This is a genomic window from Megasphaera sp. (genome assembly GCF_047831605.1).
GTDB lineage: Bacteria > Bacillota > Negativicutes > Veillonellales > Megasphaeraceae > Megasphaera > Megasphaera intestinihominis.
Genome location: NZ_CP181255.1, coordinates 969,448 through 985,876 on the forward strand (window position 1 = coordinate 969,448; position 16,429 = coordinate 985,876).

13 protein-coding genes and 5 tRNA genes are annotated in these 16,429 nt (G+C 53.4%); 8 read left to right on the forward strand and 10 right to left on the reverse strand.

Annotated elements, in window-relative coordinates:
• Nucleotides 1-7: 7 nt before the first annotated feature.
• Nucleotides 8-547 carry a rubrerythrin gene (rbr, locus tag ACFWUB_RS04690; RefSeq protein WP_416184298.1) on the forward strand — a complete coding sequence of 180 codons (540 nt, stop codon included), beginning with the start codon at nt 8-10 and terminating at the stop codon, nt 545-547.
• Nucleotides 548-815: 268 nt separating this feature from the next.
• Here rbr and ACFWUB_RS04695 read toward each other — a convergent pair whose 3' ends face one another.
• The 10 genes from ACFWUB_RS04695 to ACFWUB_RS04740 form a co-directional block, all read right to left on the reverse strand.
• The gene (locus ACFWUB_RS04695) at nt 816-1,523 is read right to left on the reverse strand and encodes a response regulator transcription factor (RefSeq protein WP_416184299.1); all 708 of its coding nucleotides are present in this window, start codon (nt 1,521-1,523) and stop codon (nt 816-818) included.
• Between the two features lie 32 nt (nt 1,524-1,555).
• Nucleotides 1,556-2,398, reverse strand: coding sequence for a D-alanyl-D-alanine carboxypeptidase family protein (locus ACFWUB_RS04700; protein ID WP_020309939.1), 843 nt, complete (start codon nt 2,396-2,398; stop codon nt 1,556-1,558).
• A gap of 259 nt (nt 2,399-2,657) precedes the next feature.
• Nucleotides 2,658-3,461 (reverse strand): CpXC domain-containing protein, encoded by an 804-nt coding sequence (locus ACFWUB_RS04705; RefSeq protein WP_020309938.1) that lies wholly within the window; start codon nt 3,459-3,461, stop codon nt 2,658-2,660.
• 3 nt (nt 3,462-3,464) lie between these two features.
• Nucleotides 3,465-4,133 (reverse strand): macro domain-containing protein, encoded by a 669-nt coding sequence (locus ACFWUB_RS04710; protein WP_416184300.1) that lies wholly within the window; start codon nt 4,131-4,133, stop codon nt 3,465-3,467.
• A 124-nt stretch (nt 4,134-4,257) separates the two neighbouring features.
• On the reverse strand, nt 4,258-5,175 hold the full coding sequence (locus ACFWUB_RS04715) for a metal-sensing transcriptional repressor (protein ID WP_292107109.1): 918 nt from the start codon (nt 5,173-5,175) through the stop codon (nt 4,258-4,260).
• Between the two features lie 284 nt (nt 5,176-5,459).
• Nucleotides 5,460-5,545 (reverse strand) — tRNA-Leu (locus tag ACFWUB_RS04720).
• A gap of 25 nt (nt 5,546-5,570) precedes the next feature.
• A tRNA-Asp gene (locus tag ACFWUB_RS04725) sits at nt 5,571-5,647 on the reverse strand.
• Nucleotides 5,648-5,680: 33 nt separating this feature from the next.
• Nucleotides 5,681-5,766 (reverse strand) — tRNA-Leu (locus ACFWUB_RS04730).
• Nucleotides 5,767-5,784: 18 nt separating this feature from the next.
• Nucleotides 5,785-5,860: transfer RNA gene (locus ACFWUB_RS04735), tRNA-Phe, on the reverse strand.
• Nucleotides 5,861-5,868: 8 nt separating this feature from the next.
• Nucleotides 5,869-5,945 (reverse strand) — tRNA-Asp (locus ACFWUB_RS04740).
• A gap of 205 nt (nt 5,946-6,150) precedes the next feature.
• Between ACFWUB_RS04740 and ACFWUB_RS04745 the strand changes: the two genes are divergently transcribed.
• From ACFWUB_RS04745 to ACFWUB_RS04775, 7 genes are all read left to right on the forward strand, one after another.
• Nucleotides 6,151-7,971 carry a phosphoethanolamine transferase gene (locus ACFWUB_RS04745; protein ID WP_416184301.1) on the forward strand — a complete coding sequence of 607 codons (1,821 nt, stop codon included), beginning with the start codon at nt 6,151-6,153 and terminating at the stop codon, nt 7,969-7,971.
• A 310-nt stretch (nt 7,972-8,281) separates the two neighbouring features.
• A complete protein-coding gene (amrA, locus tag ACFWUB_RS04750; RefSeq protein WP_020309934.1) occupies nt 8,282-9,643 on the forward strand; it encodes an AmmeMemoRadiSam system protein A in 1,362 nt (453 codons plus the stop codon).
• 8 nt (nt 9,644-9,651) lie between these two features.
• Nucleotides 9,652-10,503 (forward strand): AmmeMemoRadiSam system radical SAM enzyme, encoded by an 852-nt coding sequence (amrS, locus tag ACFWUB_RS04755; RefSeq protein ID WP_416184302.1) that lies wholly within the window; start codon nt 9,652-9,654, stop codon nt 10,501-10,503.
• Between the two features lie 116 nt (nt 10,504-10,619).
• A complete protein-coding gene (larA, locus tag ACFWUB_RS04760) occupies nt 10,620-11,927 on the forward strand; it encodes a nickel-dependent lactate racemase (RefSeq protein WP_014015216.1) in 1,308 nt (435 codons plus the stop codon).
• 652 nt (nt 11,928-12,579) lie between these two features.
• Entirely contained in the window at nt 12,580-12,906 is a 327-nt protein-coding gene (locus ACFWUB_RS04765; RefSeq protein WP_020309930.1) for a cupin domain-containing protein, read from the forward strand.
• Nucleotides 12,907-13,282: 376 nt separating this feature from the next.
• Nucleotides 13,283-14,587 (forward strand): dicarboxylate/amino acid:cation symporter, encoded by a 1,305-nt coding sequence (locus ACFWUB_RS04770; protein ID WP_416184303.1) that lies wholly within the window; start codon nt 13,283-13,285, stop codon nt 14,585-14,587.
• A 406-nt stretch (nt 14,588-14,993) separates the two neighbouring features.
• Nucleotides 14,994-16,139, forward strand: a complete 1,146-nt coding sequence (locus ACFWUB_RS04775) for an acyl-CoA dehydrogenase family protein (RefSeq protein WP_416184304.1) — start codon at nt 14,994-14,996, stop codon at nt 16,137-16,139.
• Nucleotides 16,140-16,429 lie beyond the last annotated feature (290 nt).

The window sequence follows — 16,429 nt, forward strand, 5'->3', positions numbered from 1 at the left end:
ATGAATTATGGAATTAAAAGGTTCGAAAACAGAAAAAAACTTACAGGCTGCCTTTGCAGGTGAATCCAAGGCCCGCAACAAGTACACCTATTATGCCAGCGTAGCTAAAAAAGCAGGCTACGAACAGATCAAAGCTTTCTTTGAAGAAACAGCTAACAACGAAAAAGAACACGCTAAGATCTGGTTCAAACTCCTCAACGGCGGCGAACTGCCCAACGACATCAACGCATTGAAAGACGCTGCTGCCGGCGAACATTACGAATGGACGGAAATGTACCCGACCTTCGCTAAAGAAGCCCGTGAAGAAGGCTTCGACAAAATCGCCTTCTTATTTGAAAAAGTCGCTGAAATCGAAAAACACCACGAAGAACGCTACCTCGCTCTCCTGGCTAACGTCGAAAAACAGGAAGTCTTCAAGAAATCCGACAAGAAGACCTGGATCTGCCGCAACTGTGGCTTCATCGTAGAAGCTGTCGAAGCTCCGAAAGTCTGCCCGGTCTGTGCACATCCCCAGTCCTTCTTCGAACTCCGCAACGTTAATTACTAATAGTGAAAAAAGGAGCTGTCGCATTGCGACAGCTCCTTTTTTAGTGGTTCGTGGTTCGTGGCTCGTGGTTCGTGGCTCGTGGTTAGTAGCTCTGGCTGGCAGCTCTGGCTGGTGGCTAGCTTCGTAGGGGCTTGCACGTGGCAAGCCCGCCCCAGAACATGAGCGATTTTCCGGCCAGAGAGGTTGTCACCAAATATCCAGCGGGTCGCCCACGCGGCGACCCCTACAGTAAAAAATAGGCTGTCGCATTTGCGACAGCCTATTTTTTTTATTCTTCTACGCGGAAGCGATAACCGTTTCCCCAAACGGTTTCGATTGCCGTGAATTCCGGTTCGACTTCGTTGAGCTTGTCCCGCAGGCGGTTGACGTGGACCGTCACCGTCGCCAGTTCGCCCAGGGCATCGAGATGCCATATCATCTCGAAGAGGTACTTCTTGGAGAAGACCTGGTTGGGATGACGGGCCAGGAACAAGAGCAGATTGAATTCTTTCCCAGTCAGATTGATTTCTGTTTTTCCCCGGAAAATCTGGTGGCGCTTGATGAAAATGCGCAAGTCGCCGACTTGGATATCCGGTTTGTTGTCATCGGCATCCTGGAAACGTCCCCCTAACAGTCTCTGATGGATTTCCAGATGGGCCTTCAGGCGGGCCATCATTTCCGATGGATTGAAAGGCTTGACGATATAATCGTCAGCACCGAGTCCCAATCCCTTGATCTTATCGTCGTCGCTCCCCCGAGCGGTGATGAAAAGGATGGGGACGTTGCTGATGTCCCGCAGTTTGCGGCACAACAGGAAGCCATCCGTGTCAGGCAGGCCGATGTCCAACAGGACTGCTTCGATGGCTCCGCCATCAAAGATCTTCAGGCCTTCCTTTCCCGTCATGGCTACGGATACTTCAAAGCCGTTGGCCTCAAGAAAGTCCCGTTCGATGGCAGCGATCATACTGTCATCTTCAATAATCAAAACGTGCGCCATAACTATACCCCCTCGTCGCGCTCCCGGTCAGGCTATTTCCCCGTCTGCAATCTCCGGAAGCCGTAATCTAAAATGGTCGGTGCATCGGTCCAGCGGTTGTCGTCGTTGTACAGGACCAAGACCAGCGTATGGCCGTCGCGCGTTGCCGAAGCAACGAGACATTCGCCAGCAGCATTGGTAAAGCCTGTCTTGACGCCGTTCGCGCCGGGATAGCCGCTGGTCAGGAAATGGTTCGTCGTCGTGACGTGCTTCGGTTCCCGACCATCCATGTATTTTACATCATAGGATTTGAGTCCTACAATATAACGAAATTCAGGGAAGTTCTTCATCCCGTACGCAGCCATCTTGGCCATGTCGATGGCCGTCGTGTGGTGATGGGCTGCCGTCAAGCCGTTGGGATTGACGAAATTCGTATGGGTAGCTCCCATTTTGACCGCTTCCTGGTTCATCTTTTCCGCATAGCCGGCGACAGAACCCCCTAAAGTCTGGGCGACGGCGACAGCGGCATCGTTCCCGGAAACGACCATCATGCCCCGCAGGGCTTCACGGATAGAAATGGGATCGCCCGGTGCAATCCCCAGGCAGGAAGGTTCCGTATTGGCAGCTTCCCAGGAAATCTGCAAGGGCTGGTCCAGCTTATCCTTATATTGGTCCAGGGCCGTAATGAGGGTGACGATTTTCGTCGTGCTCGCCGGGTGGACCCACTTGGTCGGATAGACCTGATATAATACCTTACCTGTATCGACGTCGATCATGCAGGCCGATTCAGCAATCGTCGGCGGCATATCGGCCTGAGCCGTCACCGTCATGGAGCCAATCATAAAACCGACAGCAATGACCGTCGTCAGCATAATACGCTTTAAAATAGAAAACATCCAATGTCTCCTTCCTATCTAACAAAATTATGAATTGCCAGGGAATACAAATCCTACAATAACCCATTATTTTTATTATATTTTTAATTAAAACATCTGTCAATAAAAAGAGGCCGTCGTCATGCGACAGCCTCTTTAGTGGCTAGTGGCTTGTAGGGGCCGTCCTGAAAGCCTTTTTGGCCCGTCAGGTGCCGACCAGCGGAAGGCACAGGACGGATGCCAAAACGGACAGCAGTGGCTGGCGGCCCGCCGCAAACCATTATTTTTCCGGCTTCACTTCGGCCCGGAAGATTTCGTCGCCAATGGTCTTGACCCAGAAACCGATGAGGTTGCCATAGGTTTCGCGGTTCTTGTCTTCTTCGGCGGCCTTGATGATGTACGTCGTGAACTGGCGGGCCCAGGAATAGCCGAAACGGTCGAACTGGGCCTTGCGGTTGGCATCGGCGATCTGTTCGATGATGGGCAGGAAGATATCCTTGGTCACTTCTTTCAAATGTTCTGTAATGGGATAGACATAGGCCATGCCCTTGGCATCTTCCTGCATGAAGACCAGGGCCAGCTTGTCCGGATCGTGGCTATCGTCGGCATAGTCGATGTGATAGGCTTCCAGGGGCAGGCGTTCCTTGTCTTCCTGGCTCAGGAGCTGATAAGCGCCGTATTTGATAATTTCATAGAGGCGGTCATCATAAGAGCCTTCCAGTTCGATGATCTTTTCCCGCCATTCGCCCCAGGTCAGGGCAGCCCGGCAGGTATAGGTCGTGAAGGACGGCGAACCCAGGGCATCCTGGACTTCCTTCGACGTGACCCGTTCTTTCGGATCCGGGATGTGCCAGACCAGGAGCTTCTTGTCCCGGTCGATGTAGAGGCACTTGCTTTCCATGTGGATCTTGGCGTGGCAATGAGGGCACGTGTAGAAAAATAGATTTTCGTCGAAATGAACGCGTTCGCTCAATTTCGCATCAGCCGTGTCGATGACATCCCACGTATGGAAGACGCCGTATTCATGACAGGCCGGGCACTGGACGGTGACGTCCAGGTCATGGGTTCCGTTTCTTTTTGCCATGGGTTACACTCCTTCCGCACTGCTGGCCGGATACAAGGCCATGATCTGCGATGCAGCCTGTTCGATGTCTACGAGGCTGCGTTTCCTCAACTTCAAGAAAGGATGGACGATGGCTTCGATTTTCTTGACCTCTTCCGACAAGGCAATCGGGTCCGGTGCATCATCGCGGCTCTGCAGCAGGGCCAGGGCAGCGCCGGCTTCTTCCATCATGGCCGCCTGTTCATTGCCGGCAGCGTCTCCGAGATGGCGGAGCCAGAAGAAGACAGCCGCTTTCGTATAGGCTTCCTGTTCTTCCGGGCTCGTGCAGACCATGTCGATGCGGTCGAAGCCGGTTCCGTCGGTCAGGAGCAAGGGGACGACGGCAGCGGCAGCGCGCTGCAGGGGGTAGCGTTTTTCTTCCGTACTCAGCGAAGCAAAAGCGACGTGCTTCAAATGCTTTTCATCGGCCAGATGGATGGCCTTCTTATAGGCCGACAACAATTCCCCTTCTTCACCGCGCTTGCCGCCTACCCAGTACGGCCCGACAGCGTGGATGATGAAAGGCGCCTTCAATTTATAACCCTTGGTCATGACAGCACTGCCGACGTGGCACATGCCGATCGTACGGCACGAGGCGGAAAAAGACAAGCCGCCTTTCTGATGAATCTTACTGCTGACGCTATTCGTTGGCAAGAGGGTCGAGCTGGCAGAATATACGATCCCGTCGGCCTTCCACTCCGATAAATCACCTAATACTACACGAAACTGCATCGTGGTCACACCCTTTCCAAATGGATACTCTGGTCTTATTATACCATTACTTGACAAAGGTATTAATAGCTTTCTTGAGATTTTCTACGGCATCTGCGTCGTGTTCACGGATGGCATCGATGATGCAGTGGTCGATATGGTCCTTGAGGATGACCCGGCTCACACCGGCGACGGCCGAATGGACGGCGGCCAGCTGGACCAGGACGTCGCTGCAGTCGCGGCCGTCTTCGATCATGCGCTTGATGGCTTCGACGTGGCCCGTAATGCGCGACAGGCGGTTGAGGACACGCTTCGTTTCCGTATGGTGATGGCCGTGATGGAGGGGATGGGACGCCACGCCGGCCGGCTGTTCCTCGTCGTCGTAGACGAAATCGGCTTCGTCAGCCTCCTTGACGACTTTGATGAGATAGAACCGGTCCGTATCCATGGCGATGACGACGGAAAACCCGGCGCTGATCAATTTCTCTTCCAGGACATCGACCGGCGGCAGCACAGGCTGGCCGCCGTGGATGGCGTTGACGGCCTTGCGGGGCATATCGTGCATGATGAGCAGCGTCCCACCCGGCACCATGGCCTTATAGAGGCGGCGGATGACGTCGCGGCTGTGACTGGCGATATGGGGATAAAAATTAAGGCAGCAGACGACATCATAATGTTTTTCCGGGAAATGGTATTTCAGGACATCGCCTGTCGTAAAAGTGACATTGGCCAGGTGAGAAAATTTCTCTTTGGCCACATCGATCATCTGCTGGGAATAATCGAAGCCCTCGACGGTCCCATCATCACCGGCAGCCGCCGACAAATACGGCAGGAGCACGCCTGTCCCGCAGCCGGCATCGAGTATGACCGAACCGGGCCGTATCCCTGCCAGCTCCATGAAAGACGACAAGATTTTGGCGTCGGCCTTGCGGTCGCGGTCCCAGTTCCTGGCATAATTTTCAAAAAATATATGTTCCTTATCCATAGGGATTCCCCTTTTTGATTTTATAGTAAGCAGTAGCTCGTGGTTCGTGGCTCGTGGTTCGTGGCTCGTGACTCGTGGCCCCTACGAAACACGAACTGCTAAAAAAGGGACTGTCGCACAAAAGCTGTTGCTATCATGCGTGGTCCCTATCTCTTTATAGTTTGTAGTTCGGAGTTTGTAGTTTGCAGAGAAAAGCTTTAAATTTAAATCCATCCGCTAACCACTAACAACTAGCCACTAATCACTTAAAAGGGCTTGTCGTCATACGACAAGCCCTTTTTACATGGTGCGGTTGGGGGGACTTGAACCCCCATGAACTTTCGTTCACTACCCCCTCAAAGTAGCGCGTCTGCCATTCCGCCACAACCGCATATAAAATTGTTAAAAAAAGAATATGGCGACCCCGATCAGATTTGAACTGACGATCTTCGCCGTGACAGGGCGACATGTTAAACCGCTACACCACGGGGCCGTTTCTATTCAGCGCTCCTCTTGTGAGAAGCTATGGTGCGGTTGGGGGGACTTGAACCCCCATGAACTTTCGTTCACTACCCCCTCAAAGTAGCGCGTCTGCCATTCCGCCACAACCGCATGATAGGTAATTGATGTTGGTGCTCAGGGACGGAATTGAACCGCCGACACGGGGATTTTCAGTCCCCTGCTCTACCGACTGAGCTACCTGAGCAAAAAAAGTGGCGACCCCGATCAGATTTGAACTGACGATCTTCGCCGTGACAGGGCGACATGTTAAACCGCTACACCACGGGGCCGTTTCACCATTGTATCAGCACGGAGTGCCTCAACGAAAACTATTCTACCATGACACGGCATTTTTGGCAAGTCTTTTTTTATCTTTTTTTCCAATAATTCCGAAAATCCCTCTATGTTATCGGCTACATTTGATGTATAATATAGCCGGTATGCTTTGTTTACACCGTTTTTACAAAGAGATTAAGAGAGGATAGAACAAACAACATGGTTCATGCAACGAAGGCAATCAGCAAATGTCGGCATCGGCTCCTGCCGCTGCTTATCATCTTCGCCGTAGTCTACGGCTTCTGCTTTGAATGGCAGTTTCTCGTCTCCCTGGGCATGGGTCCCGACAATATCGAAGACATGACGTTCGGCCTGCTGCCCGGCGTCGGTGCTGTCGTCCTGTCCCTGGCCCTGTACTGGAAGCACTTGTCACCAGGCGCCATCATCCCGCCGGCCCTCATCGGCCTGGGCTGGATCATTACGGGCCCTTACTTGAGTTACATTTCCCTGATCAATACGAATACGATTTACTTGAACAATATATATGATATATATGTAGGACTATACTTTTTTGCTATCTTTTTCTGCCTGAACATGATTGTCCGGCAGTATCTCCCCCACAAAATCGGGGCCGTCTTCATGACCCTCGTCCAGTTCGCAGCGTTCTTCATCATTTTGCTGCAGTGGGTCTACTATTTCCTCTACAATTCGTCGATCACCACGTCCGGCGCCCTGCTCATCTTCCAGACGGGACCGGCAGAAACGCTGGAATACTTCCACTCCCTGGGTCTGTTCAAGGTAGCCGCCATCGCCGTCGCCCTGGCCCTGATCCTGGGAGCCCTGTTCCTCTTGAACTATCGCCAGAACATCCTGCCCCGGACACACGTCTACCGCAAGATCATCCCCCTGGCTTCGCTGCTGCTCATCATCGCCCCGTCTGTCGGCGCCTTGAGCGAAGAAATCTTCCCGGAAGCCTTCCCGATCCGGACCTTCATCGACACGCACGACTACATGCAGCGCTCGGCTTTATATGCCGAAAACCACGACGAAAAATACAATGCCCTCCAGGCCGTCCAGCTCCATCCGGCCGACTATCCCAACACGGTCATCGTCGTCATCGGCGAATCGGAAACGCGGACGCTGATGAATGCCTACAATCCGGACCACGTGCCCAATACACCGTGGCTGACGGCGATGAAATCGAATCCGGACTTCACGCTGTTCACCAACGCCTACAGCTGCGTCTGGTACACGGTCCCCGTCCTGGAACACGCCCTGACGGAATCGAATTTCTACAACGATAAGCCTTTCAACGAATCCATTTCCATCATCGACATGGCCAAGAAGGCCGGCTATAAGACCTACTGGTTCAGCAACCAGGGCTCCGTCGGCGTCGCCGATACACCGATTACGCTGGTTGCCAACACGGCCGACGTCTCCGAATGGGTCGACCGGGACCTGAAAGAATCGACCCTGGACGGCGCCCTCCTGCAGTTCCTCAAACGCGTCGATCCCAAGGAAAAGAACTTCGTCGTCCTCCACATCATGGGCAGCCACATCGAATACCGCAACCGCTACCCCAAGGAATTTCAGAAATTCAATGACGGCAAGATCAACCAGGAAGCCGATTTCGACAATACCGTCCTCTATACGGACTGGGTCCTGTCGCAGATTTACGACTACGCCCGGGATAACCTCAACCTCGACGCCATGATCTACTTCTCCGATCACGGCAGCGATCCCGACGTCGCCCGCCAGCCTGACAGTGCCAGCTTCAAAGTCCTGCGCATCCCCATGTTCTGCTACTTGTCTGAAGGCTACCAGAAGCGCAATCCCGACGTCGTCAAAGCCATCAAGGCCAATAAGGACAAGTATTTCACCAACGACCTGGAATACGAATTCATCTGCGGCGTCCTCAACATGGAATCGCCGAACTACGACCCGACCATGTCCATCGCCTCGTCCAAATGGAGCATGGAACGGAAAGACCTGAAGACCCGCTTCGGCAAGACCAGCCTCATGGAAGACACGGAATACTAGTAGGGGCCGGCCTGTTAAGGCGGCCCGCAGTTCGCAGGCCGCAAAGGGCGTCCCGCTTGCGGGAATCCCCTGAACCGCTTTCACAGGCCGCTGTCGTACGAAGGTTTCTGCCATCATGCATGATTCCTTTCTCTTTAATGTTTGATGTATGATGTTTGAAGCGATAGCTTTAAATTTAAAGCCATCTGCTAACAACTAACTGCTAGCCGCTAACCACTTTAAAGGGCTTGTCGTCGTGCGACAAGCCCCTTAGTCAAACCTCCCTCATAATGGTATAATAGACATATACCATTATGAGGGAGGTTTTTTTATGGAACATGCTTGTGTCGCAGCGGGGTTATTTCCCCATCCGCCGATTATGCTGCCGGAAATCGGCGGCGATGAACTGCGAAAGATAGACGCCACGGTCCGGGCCGTACAGGCGGCTGCCCGCTTGATCATCAGCCAGAAACCGGAAACATTGGTCATCATGTCGCCTCATAACTACGTCTTCCCCGACGGGGCAACGCTCGTGGAAACGCCCCGCCTCTACGGCAACCTCGACGCTTTCGGCTATCCGGAGCTGGCCATGGATGTCCGCACCGATATGGACCTGGCCGAAGAAATCTTTGAAACAGCCACGCCCAAGACCGACGTATACCGACTCGATGCCGCCTGGAGCGACCGCTTCGGCCATCCCCTCTACGTCGACCAGGGCACTTTCGTCCCCTTATATTACCTTCGCCAGGCCGGCTTCACGGGCCAGGTCGTCCTCATGGCGCCGCGCTTCGACGACTATGACAGCATGAGCCTCTTAGGCGATCTCGTCGTCCAGGCCGCTGCCCGACTGGGCCGGCGCATCGCCATCATCGCATCGGGCGACTTGTCGCACCGTCTCCTGCCCGGTTCGCCGAACGGCTACACGCCGAAAGGGGCCATCTTCGACAAGACCGTCATGGAGGCCCTGCAAAAACAGGACCCGGCCATCTTAAAGACTATGAGCCGCAGCCTCATCGACGAAGCCGGCATGTGCGGCCTGCCGTCGGTGTATTTCCTCTTCGGCGCCCTGCGCCATTTCCGCCCGGTCATGCCGATTTATTCCTATGAAGGGCCCTTCGGCGTCGGCTATGGCGTCGCCCTGTACCTGCCGGAAGGCCAGGAAAAACGGGCTGAAAAACCGGCTGTCGCCGACATCCGCGTCCGCCTGGCCCGGGAAAGCATCTCGTACTACCTGACGCACCATGCCTTCATGAACGTACCCAAATACCTGCCTGAAGACCTGCAGGACAAGGCCGGCGCCTTCGTGTCCCTCCACAAGGGAAGCCGCCTGCGCGGCTGCATCGGCACCTTCCTGCCCATGCAGATGAATATTGCCAGTGAAATCATCCACAACGCCGTATCGGCTGCGACGCGGGACCCGCGCTTCTACCCGGTCAGCCTGGACGAACTGAAAGACATCGATATTTCCGTCGACGTCCTGGGCCAGCCCGAAGCCGTAGCTTCACCAGCCGACCTGGATTCCAAGAAGTACGGCGTCATCGTCATGAGCCATGCCCAGACGGGCCTCTTACTGCCCGACCTGGAAGGCGTCGACACGGTCCAGCAGCAAATCGCCATTGCCAAGGAAAAAGCCGGCATCCCGCCTCAGGTCCAGCCTGACCTCTACCGCTTCACAGTCACGCGCTATAAGTAGGTGAGACCATGGAAGCCGCTTATTATGAAATCGACCCGTCCGGCCAGGCGCGCTGCCGTCTCTGTCCCCATCACTGCCACATCGCCCAGGGCCATCGCGGCCGCTGCCAGACCCGCTATTACGATGGCAGGAACCTCCAGGCCCTGAACTACGGCCAATGCACGGCCATCGCCCTGGACCCTATCGAAAAGAAGCCCCTCTATCGCTTCCATCCCGGTTCTGCCATCTTGTCCCTGGGTTCGTGGGGCTGCAATTTCACCTGCCCCTTCTGTCAGAACTGGCAGATTTCCCAGCAGGAAGCGCCCTTTCGGGAACTGACACCGGAGCAGGCCCTGGCCCTGGCCCGGCATTATAGGGCCGACGGCAGCATCGGTCTGGCCTACACCTACAACGAACCGACCTTGAGCTATGAATTCATCATCCAGACGGCCCGCCTCGTCCACAAAGCCGGCCTGGTAAACGTCATGGTCAGCAATGGCTATATCGAAAAAGAACCACTCCAGACCCTGCTTCCCTATATCGACGCCTGGAACATCGACCTCAAGGGATTTTCCCAGGCCTTCTACCAGTCCCTCTGCGGCGCATCTCTCCAGCCTGTGCTGGACACGATCGAAGCGGCCGCTGCCGTAAGCCATGTCGAAGTGACGACGCTGGTCATTCCCGGCGAAAACGATGACCCGGCCCAGATGGACGCCGAAGCCCGCTGGCTGGCCGCCCTCTCGCCGGACATCCCGCTGCACCTGACCCGCTATTTCCCGCAGTACCACTGGTCCGCACCGATGACGCCGTTACAGACGATGGAACAGCTGCAATCAATAGCCCGCCAGCATCTCCATTGTGTCCATTTGGGCAATGTATAGGCTGGTCGCCATACGTTAAACGATTATTGTCAACTTTAAACTTGTATACTGGCCATGGCATGATATAATAAGGTACAATTTGTTTTTTTATTTTTAAAAAGAAGTGGTGGTACAAAATGGCATTAAAAGAATTTACGTTCAATATTGGTGAAAATACACAATCCGTCATGCTCCCGGAAGAACACATCGTCGGCGTCATGGAAGGCAAACACGTCCCTGCCGTCGACGTCAAACAGGCGACGATCGACTGCATGCGTCATCCTATCGGCAGCGCCCCGTTGCAGGAAAAAGTCCAGAAAGGCGATAAGGTCTGCCTCGTCGTCGCCGACGTCACCCGCACGTGGAACCATTCCAATCAATTCCTTATCTATATCATCGACGAACTGAACCTGGCCGGCATCCCCGATGACGACATCTGCATTGTCTTCGCTCAGGGTTCGCACCGCGCCCAGACGCCGGAAGAAGACGTCCGCGTCTGCGGTGAAGAAGTCATCCGCCGCATCAAAACCTATCAGCATGACTGCATGGACCCGACCCTCGTCGACTGCGGCACGACCAAGCTCGGCACGCCGTTGAAACTCAACAAACACGTTGTCGACGCCGACAAAGTCATCATCGTCGATGGCATTACGACCCATCTCTTTGCCGGTTACGGCGGCGGCCGCAAACTCATCCTGCCCGGCGTTTCCGGTTTCGAAACGATCCAGCGCAACCACTGCCACGCTCTGGCTGACGAATTTGGTCACGGCATCAACCCCAAGACGCGGGCCCTCAAGATTGACGACAACCCGCTCAACGACGACATGGTCGAAGCCTGCAGCAAGATCAATCCGTGCTTCCTCGTCCACTCCGTCATCAACGGCGACGGCGAAATCTGCCGCATGGTCGGCGGTGACTGGTACGACGCATGGCGGGCTGGCACCGAAGCCGTCCTCGACATCCAGCGCGTCCCGATGAAAGAAAAAGCAGACGTCGTCATCGCCTGTGCCGGCGGCTATCCCAGCGACGTCAGCCTCTACCAGGGCTGCAAATGCTATGACCCGGCTGAAATGGCTGTCAAAGACGGCGGCGTCATCATCGCCATCATGGAAGCCCGGGACATCAAAGAACCGGCTATCTACATGGACAGCTTCAAATACGATACGATGGAAGAAATGGAAACGGCCCTGCGGGCACACTTCACCATCCCCTTCTTCGTCGCCTTCAACCTCTTCTGCCTGACCCATAAAGACACGGTCATCCTGGTCACGCTGCCGCGCAACTTCGACGACATCCGCCGCACTGGCCAGATTCCGGTCGCCACCGTCCAGGAAGCTTGGGACCTGGCACAGCAAAAACTGAAAGAACAGGGCAAAGATAAAGATTACACCATCAACATCATGCCCCATGCCACCAAAGTCATGCCGATTTTGCAGGAAAAATAACGAAGTTATTTTTCCCGTAGGGGACGCCCAGAGGGCGTCCCGCTTGATTCCACAATCCCGTAGGGGTCGCCCAAAGGGCGTCCCGCCTGATTCCATAATCCCGCAGGGGGCTGTCGCACGAAGGCTTTTACCATCATGAAAGGCCCCTTTCTCCTGAAAGTTTGTAGTACAGAGTTTGTAGAAGAGGGCTTTAAATTTAAAAGCCTTCACTAAAAACTACAAACTTAATACTCAAAAAGGCGCTGTCTTTATGCGACAGCGCCTTTTTTGATGTCCTATCCCAAGTCTCTCCTCATAGGAGAGCTGTCAGCGCAGCTGACTGCGAGATTGCTTTTTGAATCACCGTGCAGGTTACGGGATTTTCACAAGCGGGTTCGAAAATGCAACCTCTCCGGCCTTTCAGGCCACCTCCCCTATCAGGGGAGGCCTGCGGACTGCGACCTGCGACCTGCGGACTGCGACCTGCGGACCGCGCCCCCCCATTATTCCCAAAGGCTATACGCATCTATTATTTAACGCGCAAATAACATAATATATTTTCGTATACCTCATGACAAGCGTAAAATCCTATGCTATAATATAGCCAAGAGATGCGAAAGGAATCGCAAGTAAGTTGCTTCCTTTGTAAGCGCATTAGAAAGGGGTGAGTCCAGTGGAAATAGAGAAAGTAGAACATGCCGCCGGCGGTAAGGGGTACATCTTGAAGAGAAAACTTCTGAGCGCCACCGAGCTGAAAGACAAGGTAGGTATGTTCGCCGAAATCACATTGAAACCTGGATGTTCCTTAGGCTATCACGTTCACAGTGACAACGCAGAAGCATATTACATCCTTTCCGGAGAGGGAGAATATGACGACAACGGAGAAATCCGGACCGTTAAACCAGGAGACGTTACTTACACATCAGATGGTAAGGGTCACAGCTTGGAAAACAAAAGTCAGAACGATTTAGTTTTCATTGCGTTGATCATTAACAACTAAATAATGTCCATAGGATCAGCAAGCGTTCGTCGATGAACATTACGAATTAACTTATCTTGATTGAAGTGCTTCGAACTTTTCGAATGGGTGTGATGTTTTTCAAATAGGTTAGTCTAGTAAATCCAAGCGCAACGAACGATTATTGTTTCAACATTTTTGTACGAGGTTAAAGTAACCAGAACCAAAAACGAGATGAATATGAATCCTATAACGTAGAGGACCGGTAGACATATGTCGCGTGTGTATCGGTCCTTTTACGTGTTTTTTTTACCTGACTTGTCCCTTCTCCATTGACAGAAACCGTCCCCTCTTCTATAATATACTAAAACGGTATTCTATAGAATACCGTTTAGATTTATCAAAGGGGGAGACAATTATGTCCAACGAATCTCAAGACCGGGTCCAAGAACAAGCCCGGGAAGCCATCCGCGGCAGCCAGGGCCAGCATCGCGGCCGTCAATTCGCCTTGTGGATGGGCGCCTTGATCATCGGCGCCATCTTAGGCTGGCTCGGCATTCCGGCACTGAACCAATTATTTGATTTCATTGCAACAGTTTTCACGCGCTTATTCCAGTTCATTGCCGTACCGACTATCGCCTTAGCCGTCATTACTACTTTATCGGCGCTGGGAGCCAAAAAAGAAACGGGCCGCATCTTCGCCCATGCCGTCACGTACACACTCTTGACGACCATCTGTGCCGCCGCCATCGGCCTGGCACTCTACCTCTGGATTGCCCCGGGCAACCTGCCGGTAGACCTCATCAATTCCGGCGTTTCCAATATCCCGCAGAAATTGGAAAAAGTCACCTATTACGACCACTTCCTGTCGGTCATCCCGAATAACATGCTCCAGCCGTTCTTGTCGGGCAACGTCCTCTCGGTCATGCTCATCGCGGCTGCTGTCGGCCTGGCCCTGGCCTTCATGCCTAAGACAGAAAACCGCGCCGTCCTCCTGAAAGGCCTCCTGGGCTTACAGGAAGTCCTGTTCACCCTCATCCGTGCCCTGCTCTGGATTTTGCCTGTCGGCATCCTGGCTTTCTCGGCACAGCTGTCGGCACAGATTGAAGCCGGTGTCATCGTCGGTGCTTTAGGGAAATATACCCTGGTCATCCTCGGCGGCAACCTCATCCAGTTCTTCATCGTCCTGCCGATTTTCCTCGTCCTGCGCGGCCTCAATCCGGTCCATGTCTTCCGTAAAATGGCACCGGCCATCGCCGTCGCCCTCTTCACCAAGAGCTCTGCCGGCACCCTGCCGGTCACCCTGGCTTCGGCAGAAGAACGCCTCAACGTCCATCCGCAGGTCTCCCGCTTCGTCCTGCCGATCTGCACGACCATCAACATGAACGGCTGCGCCGCTTTCATCCTGGTCACGTCCCTCTTCCTCATGCAGAACGGCGGCTTTGACCTCTCGCTCGGCACGATGATTGCCTGGCTCTTCGTCGCTGTCCTCGCGGCTGTCGGCAACGCCGGCGTCCCCATGGGCTGCTACTTCCTGACCTTGTCCCTCATGTCCGGCATCGGTGCGCCTATCGGCATCATGGGCATCATCCTGCCGATCTACACCATCATCGACATGATCGAAACGGCTGAAAACGTCTGGTCCGACTCGGCCGTCTGCGCCATGACCGACCACGACCTGGCACACGAACTCGACGCCCAGCCGGCACCGGCAGGACACTAATCGGCCTGGCGGCCGACGCAGTCCGCAGTCCGCAGTTCGCAGTCTGCGGATGTGCCTGCGGCCATCCCGTAGGGGCGACCGCGTGGGGCGCCCGCTGCGAATCCTGTGCACCGCCTATTCTGTCATTAGTGCGAGTTTTTGATAACTAAATAGCAATTACGAAAAGGGATTGTATATAATGGCAAAAGCCATCATATACAATCCCTTTTTTGTGTTGCAAACGATGTATCTTTACTATTTCGCATTGCGAACAGTTTGTCTATGCTAAATTTTGTATTTCGTTGACTTTCTATTTTTTCCATGCTATTATGTACTCACAATAGTTCTGCAAACGAAATATTAGTTAAACTATTGGTATTAATTCATGTTAAGTATTTTATTTTTTCATAAAAGGAGTGACTTTATCATGGATTTTAATTTTACTCAGCAGCAGCAGGACATCATCAATCAGGTTCGTGATTTTACGGAAAAGCGCTTGGCCCCAGGCGTCATCGAACGCGACGAAGCATCAGAATTCCCTTTAGACGCCTTTAAGGAATTCGGCCAAATGGGCATGTACGGCCTCTGCTATCCGAAAGAATTCGGTGGCACAGGTATCGGCTATCTGCCATACATTCTTGCAGTTGAAGAAGTTTCCAAAGTCGACGCTTCTTTCGGTATTGCTTTTTCAGTCAATACCTCCCTCTACGGCGGCAGCGTAATGTATTCTACAGCAACTGATGAACAGAAAAAACGCTTCCTTGCTCCAGTTGCTTCCGGGAAGGCCATTGGCTCCTTCGGCCTCACTGAACATTCCGCAGGTTCTGATGCGGCTGGCCAAAAAACGATTGCTACGCAGGACGGCGACGATTACATCTTGAACGGCACAAAGATTTTCAACACCAACGGTCCACTCGCAGATTACACCGTCATTTATGCTCTCACTGATCCTTCAATTGGCACGAAGAGTATGTGCGCTTTCGTCGTCGAAAAAGGCATGGAAGGCTTCCATGTCGGTAAGATTGAAAATAAAATGGGCATCCGCTCGGCCAAGGTTTCGGAAATGGTCCTCTCCAATGTCCGCGTCAACAAAGATAGGATGATTGCTAAGCCTGGCGAAGGTTTCAAACTGGCAATGAAGACCCTCGACGGCGGCCGTATCGGCGTCGGCGCTCAGGCGCTCGGCATTGCCGAAGGCGCTTTTAAGATTGCTGTCGACTACATGAAACAGCGTGAACAATTCGGTAAACCGATTTGTAAACAACAGTACCTTGCCTTCAAGATGGCTGAACTCTACGCAGATATCGAAAAAGCCCGCCTCGTCCTCTACAAAGCAGCTTGCCTGAAAGAAGAAGGCAAACCCTTCACCACAGCAGCTGCAGTTGCCAAGTTAACCTGCACAGATGTGGCCATGAAAGCCACTACGGAATGCGTCCAGATGCTCGGCGGCAATGGCTACATGAAAGAATATCATGTTGAACGCATGATGCGTGACGCCAAAATCACACAAATTTACGAAGGCACCAACGAAATCCAGAAACTCGTCATCTCCGGCGGCCTCTTCCGTAAATAAGCCTTGATAAACAACGCTCCAAACCTGAAGCCATATATAATACAAGGGACTGTCGCCTTATGCGACAGTCCCTTTTTTCAGTATAAAAAACAGGCTCGCTTACGCATCGCCTTTGAAAGAACCCCTCAGTCAGCTTCGCTGACAGCTCCCCTTCGCAGGGGAGCCTTTTTATGCCTCCCCTGCGAAGGGGAGGTGGCCCAAAGGGCCGGAGGGGTTCTTCACACAGCGATGCGCCAGCGAGCCCGTTTCATTTTACGATGCTGCGTCAGCAGCGAGTCCCGAATTGCGGA

Excerpts from the sequence above, each read along its gene's own strand:
- ACFWUB_RS04700 (WP_020309939.1), bottom strand. The coding sequence starts at position 2,398 with ATGTTTTCTATTTTAAAGCGTATTATGCTGACGACGGTCATTGCTGTC.
- ACFWUB_RS04695 (WP_416184299.1), bottom strand. The coding sequence starts at position 1,523 with ATGGCGCACGTTTTGATTATTGAAGATGACAGTATGATCGCTGCCATC.
- ACFWUB_RS04770 (WP_416184303.1), top strand. The coding sequence starts at position 13,283 with ATGTCCAACGAATCTCAAGACCGGGTCCAAGAACAAGCCCGGGAAGCC.
- ACFWUB_RS04745 (WP_416184301.1), top strand. The coding sequence starts at position 6,151 with ATGGTTCATGCAACGAAGGCAATCAGCAAATGTCGGCATCGGCTCCTG.
- amrS (WP_416184302.1), top strand. The coding sequence starts at position 9,652 with ATGGAAGCCGCTTATTATGAAATCGACCCGTCCGGCCAGGCGCGCTGC.
- ACFWUB_RS04705 (WP_020309938.1), bottom strand. The coding sequence starts at position 3,461 with ATGGCAAAAAGAAACGGAACCCATGACCTGGACGTCACCGTCCAGTGC.
- ACFWUB_RS04715 (WP_292107109.1), bottom strand. The coding sequence starts at position 5,175 with ATGGATAAGGAACATATATTTTTTGAAAATTATGCCAGGAACTGGGAC.
- rbr (WP_416184298.1), top strand. The coding sequence starts at position 8 with ATGGAATTAAAAGGTTCGAAAACAGAAAAAAACTTACAGGCTGCCTTT.
- larA (WP_014015216.1), top strand. The coding sequence starts at position 10,620 with ATGGCATTAAAAGAATTTACGTTCAATATTGGTGAAAATACACAATCC.
- amrA (WP_020309934.1), top strand. The coding sequence starts at position 8,282 with ATGGAACATGCTTGTGTCGCAGCGGGGTTATTTCCCCATCCGCCGATT.
- ACFWUB_RS04775 (WP_416184304.1), top strand. The coding sequence starts at position 14,994 with ATGGATTTTAATTTTACTCAGCAGCAGCAGGACATCATCAATCAGGTT.